At 42.1% G+C, this 12,728-nt stretch carries 11 protein-coding genes and 1 pseudogene; 1 reads left to right on the plus strand and 11 read right to left on the minus strand.

What is annotated here, in order from left to right; genetic code table 11:
• Positions 1 to 14 precede the first annotated feature (14 nt).
• The 5 genes and pseudogenes from AC19MX_RS17200 to AC19MX_RS17220 form a co-directional block, all read right to left on the minus strand.
• Positions 15 to 773: a PepSY-associated TM helix domain-containing protein gene (locus tag AC19MX_RS17200; protein ID WP_498299273.1), complete on the minus strand. Its 759-nt coding sequence runs from the start codon at positions 771 to 773 to the stop codon at positions 15 to 17.
• A gap of 21 nt (positions 774 to 794) precedes the next feature.
• Positions 795 to 1,271 carry an FMN-binding protein gene (locus tag AC19MX_RS17205; protein ID WP_498299315.1) on the minus strand — a complete coding sequence of 159 codons (477 nt, stop codon included), beginning with the start codon at positions 1,269 to 1,271 and terminating at the stop codon, positions 795 to 797.
• Positions 1,272 to 1,437: 166 nt separating this feature from the next.
• Positions 1,438 to 2,613, minus strand: coding sequence for a porin (locus AC19MX_RS17210; RefSeq protein WP_498299274.1), 1,176 nt, complete (start codon positions 2,611 to 2,613; stop codon positions 1,438 to 1,440).
• A gap of 308 nt (positions 2,614 to 2,921) precedes the next feature.
• Positions 2,922 to 3,949: pseudogene (locus AC19MX_RS17215) on the minus strand (alcohol dehydrogenase family protein).
• Positions 3,949 to 4,467 carry a TetR/AcrR family transcriptional regulator gene (locus AC19MX_RS17220; RefSeq protein ID WP_498299275.1) on the minus strand — a complete coding sequence of 173 codons (519 nt, stop codon included), beginning with the start codon at positions 4,465 to 4,467 and terminating at the stop codon, positions 3,949 to 3,951. Before AC19MX_RS17220 ends, AC19MX_RS17215 begins: the two are co-directional and overlap by 1 nt.
• A 317-nt stretch (positions 4,468 to 4,784) precedes the next feature.
• On the opposite strand from AC19MX_RS17220, the gene AC19MX_RS17225 reads away from it, so the two are divergent.
• Positions 4,785 to 5,978 carry a class I SAM-dependent rRNA methyltransferase gene (locus AC19MX_RS17225; protein ID WP_498299276.1) on the plus strand — a complete coding sequence of 398 codons (1,194 nt, stop codon included), beginning with the start codon at positions 4,785 to 4,787 and terminating at the stop codon, positions 5,976 to 5,978.
• A 157-nt stretch (positions 5,979 to 6,135) separates the two neighbouring features.
• On the opposite strand, the gene AC19MX_RS17230 is transcribed toward AC19MX_RS17225, so the two are convergent.
• The 6 genes from AC19MX_RS17230 to AC19MX_RS17255 all read right to left on the minus strand — a co-directional run bounded on the left by AC19MX_RS17230 (position 6,136) and on the right by AC19MX_RS17255 (position 12,722).
• Positions 6,136 to 6,306: a hypothetical protein gene (locus AC19MX_RS17230; RefSeq protein ID WP_498299277.1), complete on the minus strand. Its 171-nt coding sequence runs from the start codon at positions 6,304 to 6,306 to the stop codon at positions 6,136 to 6,138.
• Positions 6,307 to 6,505: 199 nt separating this feature from the next.
• Positions 6,506 to 7,567: a type I restriction endonuclease gene (locus AC19MX_RS17235; protein WP_188958529.1), complete on the minus strand. Its 1,062-nt coding sequence runs from the start codon at positions 7,565 to 7,567 to the stop codon at positions 6,506 to 6,508.
• A gap of 142 nt (positions 7,568 to 7,709) precedes the next feature.
• Positions 7,710 to 9,539, minus strand: coding sequence for a glutamine--fructose-6-phosphate transaminase (isomerizing) (gene glmS, locus AC19MX_RS17240; RefSeq protein WP_498299278.1), 1,830 nt, complete (start codon positions 9,537 to 9,539; stop codon positions 7,710 to 7,712).
• 37 nt (positions 9,540 to 9,576) lie between these two features.
• Positions 9,577 to 10,347 carry a DeoR/GlpR family DNA-binding transcription regulator gene (locus AC19MX_RS17245; RefSeq protein ID WP_498299279.1) on the minus strand — a complete coding sequence of 257 codons (771 nt, stop codon included), beginning with the start codon at positions 10,345 to 10,347 and terminating at the stop codon, positions 9,577 to 9,579.
• 161 nt (positions 10,348 to 10,508) lie between these two features.
• Complete coding sequence (glmU, locus tag AC19MX_RS17250; RefSeq protein ID WP_498299280.1) at positions 10,509 to 11,873, minus strand: bifunctional UDP-N-acetylglucosamine diphosphorylase/glucosamine-1-phosphate N-acetyltransferase GlmU; 1,365 nt, start codon at positions 11,871 to 11,873, stop codon at positions 10,509 to 10,511.
• Between the two features lie 420 nt (positions 11,874 to 12,293).
• A complete protein-coding gene (locus AC19MX_RS17255) occupies positions 12,294 to 12,722 on the minus strand; it encodes a F0F1 ATP synthase subunit epsilon (protein WP_432403385.1) in 429 nt (142 codons plus the stop codon).
• Positions 12,723 to 12,728: the final 6 nt, after the last annotated feature.

A 12,728-nucleotide genomic window follows, 5' to 3' on the forward strand; every position in this document is an offset into this window, starting at 1 on the left:
TAGAATAAAATAGTTTATCTTGGCGGTTTTTGTTTTAACCAAATCCAAAAACCGCTCAACGACACCATCAATAATGCGAGGGCAAACAAGTCCCATAGCCATATCGTTAAATGACCAAACAAGCGCCCACTGTGTAAATCAAGCATGACTCGTTGCCAGCTTAAGTTGGCGCTGCGGGCTCGATTAATAATGGCCTTGTCTATCTCATTATTGGCGCTTACCCAGGCATTAAACCCATTCGGTAACGACGCCAATTGCCAGTCAATAAGTTGCTCATCGGCTTGGTAAATACCATTAGCCGTATTAAGCCATACTCGATTATCAACAACCGCTAACCCAAGCAAATCCGCAGGCAGCCCAGTGCTGCTACCTTGGGTTTCTTGTAACTGGCCTTGTTTATCAAATAAATATAACTGCTGCGCATCTATCGCTACGATCATATTACTGGCATACGTGGCACTTATTAGGGTGTCAGCCGCCTCTAAAATCATCTGTTGATTTTGCCACAGTAAGTTGTCGGTAATGTATAAAGCAGAAGAGGCCTGGCCAAATTGAGCAACATGCTTAGGCGCAGCAATGCCGTAATAATCTAATAACCATGCTTGAGTCACACCGGTTTTATCTAAACCTAAGTCGTCACTGTGGTTAATGGCCACACCCGTTAAGGTTAACAGTAGAATAAACAACGCGCTCGCCAAGCCTAAGCGACGATGCCAAGGGCGAAGTACGCGTAAAAATTGAATTCGTAGACTGTTTCTAGAGGGTTTTGTCACGCTAACCTGCTTAAAAATGGCTTATTTATTGATATGGGCATCAAGCAACAATGCGATGCGCGAGAGTTTTGTCAATGCTCTCACCGACAAGGTAGCCCCAGTAATACCGTCAATGTGTTTGTCGAGCTGATGTTGCTCAGTTAATTTTGCCGCTTTAAATTGGTCGGTAAAAAAATCATGGCGTACTTCATCACCACGGCTTTCTCGGTACACCAATACTTTAGTTTGAACAATTTGCTGATTTTTTACGTGAATACCCACCGTAATCGGCGACTCTTTCCCAATCTCATCCATAATCCACACGGTTTCATTATTATGTAACCAATAACGCACGCGCATTTTAGTAAATCGATGGGCTAAAATTGCCTCTACAGCTTGTTTTAAATCATCATCGAGCCATAACACTTTGGCATCACCGCTATTGCCGTTAAATGCCTGGCTTATAAACGCATCATTTGACTGGTATTGGGTGGCAGCCTGCGCACTATGCGTTGGCATATACCCTACAAACAACAGTATAAAAAACACTAACACCGAACGAAACATTGGCACATACCATCCATAAGCAATCATAAAAAATACGGGTGCCGACAATATACACTGTTGGCACCCATTTTTATCGATAATCGGTTTTACCGAAAATAACGTTAAGACTTGTCAGTGCTTAGAACTGATAACCAACGCCTAGGTTAAAGCCGTCTGAATCAGCTGCACCGCTGATTTTTTCAAAGTCAGCTTTAAACACTACGTTTTCGTGTAACCAGTAGTTCACACCCACGTTAGTTTGCTTTTTCTTGGTGTCAGCGCTGTCACCGGCATTGTTGTCCCACTCGTTGTAACGAGCAAATACACCAAACTGGTCATTAATACGGTAAGCAGGCTCAATATAGAAACCATTTTGCTTATCACGACCTAACGCTTCAGCTTCTTGACCGTCGATGTCCCACTGAGCAAACAATGCTTTAACGGTAAAGTTTTCGATGCTGTAAATAGCATGTGCTGTTACTAAGGTTGCAGAGGCAGTATCAACACCCGCTTCACCTTGCGTTAAATCTGATTGATATTGTACTGTGGCAGCAAGCTCTAAACCTGGTACAGCAGTGTACTTAACACGGCCGGTATAGGCTAAATCTTCACCTTTGGCTTCAGATACTTTTTGACGACCATTTCGGATCTTGTAACCCGAGCTTTGGTCTAAATACAAACCAGAAGTCACTGCTGTATCAAATGCTAAACCAGGAGCTGCTTTAACGTTAAGCGTTAAACCACCTTCCCACCATGTTGCTGGGATAATGTCTTTTTCTACCGGGTTACGCTCAACACCGTAAAACGTATTCGGTTCATGAGTTTCGTTAATAATACCGACTGGCATTAAAAATAGACCCGCTTTACCGGTAAGCATTTCATTGAAGTCATGCTCGATATAAGCCTGCTCTAACTCAACCTCGCCTTTTTTACCTTCACCAGCGATGGAGTGCTCAACTTCTAGTTCAGAGAAAAAACGAGTTGAGCTGTTAAATTCATGGCCAACAAATAACACAAAACGGTGGAAATCGAATTCTTTTTTATCGTTACCCGTTTTGTTGTCAGTAATGTTGTTGTAATGCAATTCGCCATAACCACCAATGGTGGTTGCTGACTTGCTAGACGCTGTTGCTTCAACAACATCGGCAGTGGTTTCTACACGCTGTTCAGTTTGTTCTAGACGCTTCTCAAGATCTTTTAACACTTTTTGTTGCTGTTCAATGATTTGGCGTAATTCTGTTGTTTCGTCAGACGCAGTAGCATAGTGGCTAGCAAACAGGCTTAATAAAGTAGCCGCAATTAACGTTTTTTTCATTTGGTTATCCTGATGGCTCAAAGTGAGCACTGTAAGCTTGTGTAAAGCTATGTAAATTTACGCGGATTATACATAATGCACACACTAATGCAAACCATTATCATTAAGATTGTTAACCAACTAAGCACTAGGTCACAACACTTACCAGACAATTGCAACAAACCGGAATAGACGAATTAGTTGCAAAAAAACGGCTTACCCGTTGAAGGTAAGCCGTTTTTATATCTATTTTATCAGTGTAGTAAATCGAACGCCCTCACCTGTTATTTACCAATATGTCTCTTATGATGAGTATTTATTTTTGCCGTTCAGATTGTTAACACTAACTTGCCAACATACTGTTTTTGTAAAAAGACTTCTTGCGCAGCATTAATGTCTTGTAAGGGAAAAGTTTTGGCAATAATAGGGCTCACTTTGCCTTGTTCTATACAATTAACCAGATTTTGAAAGACTTGTGGCTCAAGTACAGTACAACCAAAAAAGCTTAAATCTTTTAAGTATAATGTTCTGATATCCAGCTCAACTAATGCACCACCAATTGCGCCAGATACAGCATAACGGCCACCCGGTTTTAACACCGACAAAAACTGCGGCCATTGTTTTCCCGCCACAAGATCAATCACCACACTAACGCTGTTATCACCTAAAACATCAACCAAATCTGCATCTCTGGCAATAATCTGATCGACACCTAAATCGAGCAATTGTTGATTTTTACTTGGGCTCGTTATCGCAATAACATAAGCGCCGCGAGCCTTAGCTAACTGCACAGCTGCAGAGCCCACACCGCCAGAGGCACCTGAAATAAGCACGCGATCGTTAGCGGTTACATTTGCTCGGGTTAACATGTTTTCTGCAGTTGAATAAGAGCAAGGAAATGAAGCGAGTTCTGCGTCGGTCAACTTGCTGTTAATAGCATAAGCATGTTTGGCATCAACAACAGTATATTCAGCAAACCCTCCGTCACATTCAGAACCAAAATACCAAGGCAAGTCCAGTGACATCCCTTTTACATTAGCACACGCTCGCCAATACGTTGTTGATTTACATTCTTACCGACAGCAACAATCACACCGCAGACATCCGCCCCCTGAATTCGTGGAAAGGTTAACGGATTACCAGACCAACTCGCATCAGCGCTATCGCCTTCGGCTTTGGAATACCAAGCGATACGCGTATTAATGTCAGTATTATTCATCCCTGCGGCTAACACTTGGATTAACACTTCATCAGCATGTGGAGTCGGAACCGCAATATCGGCACGGTATTGCAGCATTTCAGGACCACCATGCCCGAGTAATTGCACGCCCTTCATAACACTTGGAATGGTATTCATTATGAGTTTATCTCCATAAGTTGCTTAACCGTTTGGTGAGCCGACACAATTGCCTCCGCCCCCAATAAAGGCCATGCACTAAAAATGCCTTCATGGAGTAAAAATAACTGCGTGGCTAAGTCGGCTCGCAGGCTTTGTTGAGCTAAAAACTGGCGAACATCTTGTTTATGTTGTTTAACGGCTAGGGTTATTTCAGCATTATCAGGAAAAGCCGCAATGGCGTTCATCGACATACACCCATGTGGCGCATATTGCAGCATCCACTGTTTGAGTTGGGCAAAAATATGATTAATAGCTTCAATTCCAGCAGCTGGTGAGTCTTGTTGTAAAAAATCCAAATAACGTTGATGACGGTATGCAAGCGCACCAATGATCATCGCCTCTTTCGACGGATAATGTTTATATAAGGTACGTAAACTCACCTCACTGGCTGTTTTTAACTGCGCCACACTGGGTTCAGCAAAGCCATACAGGCTAAATGCTTGTTCCAATCGCGCTGCAATTTGTTGCTTTAACATCTGACCCACTTGGTAGAGCGTTTATTCTACATCCAGGGTAGAATACTCACTCTACCCTGTAAAGTGTCGACACTTAAACACTCATTTAGTGCAGCCCTCTGTATGCTTAATTACCACACCACGATTTATAATTGCCGCTACAACAAACAATTCCCTTCGTAGGGAGCTTATTTGTCAGGTTTTTAAACCCAAAACACGCTATGATCTGCACTCATCGCAATACGCTAATGTCATCAATATAAAATGCCTAATCACAATGGCAACGATGACTCGCATCGCGAAATTTTATTCACTTTTTATCGACATTAGGCAATACCATGGCTATCAGAATTAAACTTAAACCCGGCCGCGAACGTTCATTAGACCGTCGCCATCCTTGGGTGTTTTCCAACGGCATTCACAACGTCAATGGCGGCAAACCTCAAGCCGGAGACACGGTTGACGTAGTCGCACATGACGGACGTTGGTTAGGTCGTGGCGCTTGGTCACCCGAGTCGCAGATTCAAGTCAGGGTATGGACTTTCGATAAACAAGAAGAAATTGATAGCGACTTTTTTGCAAGACGCATTAAACGCGCACAAGCCGGACGTGATGACCTGATAATTGAGCAAGGGCTTACGGGATACCGTTTAATTGCAGCTGAGTCAGACGGGTTACCCGGTATCACCATTGACCGTTACGCCAATGTGCTGGTATGCCAACTACTCAGTACCGGCGCTGAAAAATGGCGCGACACCATTGTTGAGCAGCTAGTGCTGCAATATCCAAATTGCGCAGTGTATGAACGTTCGGATGTTGATTCGCGCAAAAAAGAAGGCTTAGCGCCTGTAATGGGGTTACTGCACGGTGAATTGCCACCAATGCCAGTCATCATTGAAGAAAACGGCATTAAAATCGCAGTCGATGTAGTTAAAGGCCATAAGACCGGTTTTTACTTAGACCAACGTGACAATCGCGCTATGGCGGCTCGTTTCGTTAAAGGTAAATCTGTACTCAACTGTTTTTGCTACACAGGCACTTTTGGTTTGTACGCAGCTAAAGCGGGCGCGGCCAGTATTGAAAACGTCGATGTATCGGGTTTAGCACTGCAAACTGCGCGCGACAACATGGCAATTAATAACCTAAATGATGACCACGTTAACTACAACGAAGCTGATGTATTCAAGCTATTGCGCCAATATCGCGATGAAGGAAAAACCTTTGATGTCATCGTACTTGACCCGCCTAAGTTTGCTGATAATAAATCACAGTTAGATGGCGCATGTCGTGGTTATAAAGACATCAATATGATTGCCATGCAGTTAATGAACCCTGGTGGCATCTTGCTCACCTTCTCTTGTTCAGGCTTAATGCAGTCAGACTTATTCCAAAAAGTGGTGGCCGACGCGGCGTTAGATGCCAAGCGTGAAGTGCAGTTCATTGAACGCATGCACCAAGCAAGCGACCACCCTATTAGCAGCGCATTTCCAGAAGGTTATTACCTCAAAGGGCTTGTCGCTCGTGTTTGGTAATCGTTAAATAGACCTAATCAAAAAGGGAACAGTATCTGTTCCCTTTTTTGTTTAATGTAACTCAAGATACTTAACGACTTACTTTTAATGAGGCATAACACAAAACGAATAATTTTCGATAATAGCTCACTAAGATCTATCAACACTAATCAATAAATCACCATTTACCAGACACAATATTGATATACACCCCAACAACAATAACCACCAACATTGATGCTATAAAAGGGGCTGTACTCGGTACCATAAAAGCCATAAAAAGCGCAGCACCGAAGCATAACGTCACAGCAGCCAGTTTTTCTCGCCCAAGATTACTTTTTAACTTCAAGTTAACTCTTCATCTACTGAGCCGATTTATTTAAGCAGACTAAATCTGCTTTAAATTTACAATAAACACTCACACAAGACAGCCATTCAATGGGCTAATAATAATCAAAAAAAGCGACTACTCAATGAGTCAGTCGCTTGTTATCAAGCTTTAGCAGTTAAATACTCACCATTTTGTGGTGCTAAACTAAAAGAGTAAATTATTCATAGTATGTTGTTGTTTGTAATAATATCTCACTAAAATCAAAGATTTGATCTATAGTCTCTATCGGATGCCGAGTTTCATTTTTATCGACATCGAACAACCCAAGATATTTTTGTTTGGCATTAAAGTGCAAACGGCATAAAGGTTTGCGATTATTGTCATCTAATAACACACCAAAATAACTTTGGGTATCTCTTGCAATAATCCTAGTAGCATCAACCTTTTGCCTTAAAATAGCTTTAACAATATTAAAACCTTCAACTTCATCATTGGTAGTAATAATTTTAGGCTTATCATCATCTTGTGCATGTTGAACGTCTTCATCAACTTTAGACGTTTGTTCACCACCTATTGCTGATTTCAACCTGTCATTAATACTATCACTTAAAAATTGTCTTAAGGCTTTTTTAGTAATTTCAGTAAATTGCTGTTTAACTTTAGGTGTAAGTACGCCGTCATATGCTCTTGCAGCGAAAAATTTAATAAACTCTTCTTCTGGTTCTTTAAATTGCTCATTTAACAATTTTTTTATTTGATTTAAATATTTAAGTTCACCAGCCGCACTCACGATAGACTCAACATCAAATGAAGATTTAGTGAGTTTCTTAAGCTCTGGAACCAAATGCTCATCAATATTTAATAAATCTAAGGTTAAAAATGGTTTTTCATCCATCTTATTAGGGGCATCAAGATCGGTAAAAAATTGGTATTCTGTGCCGTTTGTTAAAATGGCCAAACGAGAGTTTGTAACCGAAAAATACCTAAAAAGTTGTCCTGCATGTTTAATGGATAGCTTTTCACCATATTTTTTGCATTCGATAAGAATTTGTACCTCGCCATCCTTAACTAATGCGTAGTCTACTTTCTCACCTTTTTTCGTGGCTATATCGGCAGTAAACTCAGGGATTACCTCGTTGGGATTAAAAACATCATAACCTAATACTGTATGTAAAAATGGCATGATCAACGCATTTTTAGTGGCTTCTTCAGTTTGCAAACTGGCTGCTATTTGAGGAATCCTTTTTGATAAAACATCTATTCGTTCAATAAAATCCATCTCATCGACCTCGTGTTAATGATTAATGTCACTCCAATTTCAAGTTAGCAGATAAAAACCAAATACCATAATAATTTTTTGAGCATTTTTCAGACAATAAAAAAGGCTTCCACAAGAAGCCTTTTTTAATTAAATCAAAAACTTATTCAACCGTAACGCTTTTTGCGAGGTTGCGAGGTTGGTCTACATCGGTACCTTTAATTAAGGCAACATGGTATGACAATAATTGCAGTGGAATGGTGTAAATCAGAGGTGCCATAAACTCATCACAATGTGGTACCTGGATGACTTTCATGGTGTCATCTGATTCAAACTCAGCATCGACATCGGCAAATACATACATTAACCCGCCACGAGCACGTACTTCTTCAACGTTAGATTTAAGCTTTTCGAGTAACTCATTGTTGGGTGCGACAACGATCACTGGCATATCGGCATCAATAAGCGCTAATGGGCCGTGCTTTAACTCACCTGATGCATAAGCTTCTGCGTGAATGTATGAAATTTCTTTAAGCTTTAGTGCGCCTTCCATTGCGATTGGATATTGATCACCACGGCCTAAGAATAGTGCATGTTGTTTGTCGGCAAAGTCTTCTGCTAATTCTGCAATGGCATCATTTAAGCCAAGCGCTTGTTCCACTTTAGCTGGCATTGATAACAAGCTTTGAGTAATAGCGGCTTCCATGTCGCTAGACATGCCATTATGACGACCTATAGCCGTAGTTAACATTAATAAGCCAGCAAGTTGTACGGTAAAGGCTTTAGTTGATGCGACACCAATTTCTACACCGGCTTTCATCATGTAAGCCATGTCAGATTCACGCACTAATGATGAACCAGCCGAGTTACAAATGGTTAAAGTGGCTTTATAGCCCATCTCTTTAGCAAGACGCATTGCCGCTAATGTGTCAGCAGTTTCACCAGACTGTGAAATAGTCACTAATAGACTATTTGGGAATAGGTGCGACTTGCGATAGCGAAACTCTGATGCAATTTCAACGTTACACGATACGCCAGCCCAATCTTCTAACCAATAACGCGCAGCCATACCCGCATGGTAACTGGTACCACAGGCAATAATTTGCACGTGTTTAATGTCTTTTAATAATTCTGCGGCATTTTCACCAAAAGCAGAATCCAATACCTTACCACCAGCGATACGCCCCTCTAAAGTATGGGCAATGGCTGTAGGCTGCTCGTAAATTTCTTTGAGCATGTAGTGACGATATTCGCCTTTATCACCAGCATCATGAGTTACTTCTGACTCTTTCATTTCACGCTGAACGGCGTTGCCGTCAATATCAAAAATATTGACGTCACGACGGGTAATTTCCGCTACGTCACCTTCTTCTAAAAAGGCAAATGAACGGGTAACAGGCAGTAAAGCAAGTTGATCAGAGGCAACAAAGTTTTCGCCTAAGCCATAACCAATCACTAACGGGCTACCACTGCGAGCAACAACCATACGTTCGCTGTCACGGCGGTCGATAACCACGGTACCGTAGGCTCCTTCAAGTTGTTTAACAGTGGCTTGAACTGCAGCTAATAACGTACCAGCTGTTTTAAGTTCGTGGTGCACAAGGTGACAAATGACTTCGGTGTCGGTGTCTGATGAAAACACATAACCTAAACCTTTAAGCATCTCGCGTAGTTTGTTGTGGTTTTCAATAATACCGTTGTGTACAACTGCAATATCACCCTCAGATAAATGTGGGTGCGCATTACGTTCACTTGGTTCGCCATGTGTTGCCCAGCGAGTGTGAGCAATACCGGTTCCGCCAGCCAGTGGCGCAGCGTCTAACGCTGATGACAACTCTTGTACTTTGCCTAAACGACGGGTACGGCTTAATTCACCTTGATGAATAACAGCAACACCTGCAGAGTCATAACCGCGGTATTCAAGGCGACGAAGGCCTTCTACTAAAATTTCTGCAACATCCCTTTGCGCAACAGCGCCTACGATTCCACACATATTAGTTGTTTCCTTTACTGTTTAAATTTAATTTTGTTTACTGAGCATATGGCGCGAGTAAGACTCTAACGCCATGTGCTGAAATAATGTCTACTGCTTGTGGGCTAATGTTGTCGTCGGTGACTAATACATTGACCACATCCCACGGCAGTTCTAGGTTGGGGATCCGTCGACCAATTTTGGTCGACTCTAATAACACCACCACTTCACGTGACATTTCGGCCATCACTTTGCTTAAGCCGGTGAGTTCGTTAAATGTAGTCGTGCCACGATCTAGGTCGATACCATCGGCACCGATAAACAGTTGATCGAAATTATATGAACGTAATACTTGCTCTGCCACTTGGCCCTGAAAAGACTCTGAATGTGGGTCCCAGGTGCCACCGGTCATCAATAATGTCGGCTCATTTTCAAGTTCATGAATTGCGTTTGCCAGTTGCAATGAATTCGTCATCACTACTAGGCCACGCTTATCATTAAGTTGCTGCACAATCCCTGACGTGGTGCTGCCACTGTCAATAATGATTCGGTTATGATCGCGAATAAGCTCAGCCGCTTTAGCGGCAATAGCTTGCTTATTTAACGATAACGTTTCATTGGCTAATTGCGTCATTTCCTGAGGTACCGATACCGCACCGCCATAGCGACGTAACAATAATCCGTGCGTTTCTAGCATGGCCAAATCTTTGCGGATCGTGACTTCTGAAGTAGCGAACAAACTGGCCAGCTCATCGACACTGACTTCACCTTGGTCGTTGACCAATTTAATGATCGAATGGCGACGTTGTTGAGTATTACGTTTGGTCATTTGATTAAAAATCTTTCACACAAGTTTCGAAGCGAAAGATATTTTAGCAGTAAATGAAACTTTATCTAGATCTGAATCGTTAAAATTGAAATAAAAGTACAAAAAAACCTCTGTGGTAAGCAGAGGTTTTAGCAGTAAACGCCAGTATTGAGCTTACGGTTTTACTTTTTAATCTTCACTGGACGTTGCCAACCTGCGATATGGCGTTGTTTTACACGGGTAATAACTAATTCATTTTCTGCTACATCTTTAGTGATAGTAGAGCCGGCACCCAAGGTGGCGTTTTTGCCAATAGTCACTGGGGCAACTAATTGAGTGTCGCTTCCTACGAAGACGCCATCTTCGATGGTGGTAATAAACTTATTAGCTCCATCGTAGTTACAGGTAATGGTACCAGCACCAATATTCACACCAGCACCAATAACAGCATCACCTATGTAACTCAAGTGGCCCGCTTTAGAGCCAACACCTAACACTGATTTTTTTATTTCAACAAAATTACCAATGTGCGCATCTTGCTTCAGTTCCGCCCCTGGGCGTAAACGAGCAAAAGGTCCAGCACTGGCTGCTTGCCCAAGCTTTGCGCCTTCAACGATGGTATAAGGTTTAATTTCAGCGTTATCTGCAATGTCACAATTAATCAGAATCGCACCAGCACCAATCGTGACATTATTACCTAATACCACTTTACCTTGGAATATGACATTGATATCAATCATCACATCCATACCCACGGTAACATCACCACGAATATCGATACGTGCAGGGTCGCGTAAATTGGCACCTTCTAACATGAGTTTTTCAGCAGCGCGAGCTTGGTAAGCACGTTCTAACTGTGCTAATTGCACACGATTATTTGCGCCTTCAACTTCAATGGCTGACTGGGGTTGTGACGTGGTAATAGCGACACCATCAGCATGAGCCATGGCAATAATGTCTGTTAAATAATATTCGCCTTGAGCATTGTTGTTAGATAACCGATTCAACCACGCTTTTAATTGCTTGCCGGGTACCGCCATGATGCCGGTATTCACTTCAGTGATTTTTAATTGGTCCGCGTTCGCATCTTTTTGCTCAACGATACCAACAACCTTACCAAACTCTCTCACAATGCGGCCATAACCTGTTGGATTAGTCAGATTGACAGTCAAAATAGCGAGGCCATTTTTCTCACGCGCGGCAAGCAAGCTTTCGAGTGTTGATTGTTGGATAAGCGGAACGTCACCATAAAGAATGAGTACGGTATCATCGTCGTTAATGTTTGGATTGGCTTGTGCTACCGCATGGCCAGTACCAAGCTGCTCGGCTTGCAATACCCAGTTTAATGTTTGCTCACCTAATGCCGCTTGTAGCTTATCTGCACCATAGCCATAAACTAATTGAATCGCTTGTGATCCTAATGAGTTAGCTGTGTCGATAACATGCTGAACCATACTTTTATGAGCAATTGGATGCAGAACTTTAGGCAAATCAGAGCGCATGCGAGTTCCTTTGCCTGCAGCTAAGATGACAACATTTAACGACATAATTAATCCCTTCAAACAACATAAATTCTAATTGGCGCTATTTTAGCTTAATCTCAATACAAATGGAAAAACTCACGATGTGGTATTTATGTATTATGCCATTCCGCGTTAGTAAGTGATCTCTCAGCGAGAATTTAAAAGGGCTTAAGCAAGGCGAATGACTGAATGAATAGTTATTCTCTTTCGAAGTCATGCAACGCAGTGTAAGCCCTTTTAAAACTCGCCTGAAAGGAATGCCCCAGCGGCTTTTGCTCTGCGTTCTCGCTATTTGAAAGGGAACAACCATTACTACATAGCGACGCCTTAATCAAAAACCGCTGGACGCATTCTGAGTGATCACCTATTAATGCGTAATGGTATTAAACGGCAATAAAAAAGGCGACTCATAATGAGTCGCCTTTTCAGCGTCAAATAATCAGATTATCTGGTGATATTTCGCTTGATGGTTTCAACTACTTTCAATTGAGCCAAAGACTTGGCTAATTCGATAGCAGCAGCTTCATAATTGAAGTCGGCGCCAGCATTAGCAATAGCTTGCTCTGCACGTTCCTTCGCTTGTAAAGCGGCTTTTTCATCAATATCATCGGCACGTAATGCTACATCAGCAAGTACTGAGATTGCAGTAGGTTGTACTTCCAGTAAACCACCTGAAAGGTACAACACTTCTTCACTACCATCTTGCTTGATAAAGCGCGCCATACCAGGCTTGATTGTTGTTAGTAGAGCAACGTGGTTAGGCATAATACCTAACTCACCTTCAGCGCCGTTCACTTCAAAAAAGCTCACTTCGCCGTGGTAGATGCTGTCTTCTGCACTAACAATATCAAGTTGGACTGTTTTGGCTGCCATCAAGTT

The sequence above is a fragment of the Shewanella sp. MF05956 genome (assembly GCF_059758055.1).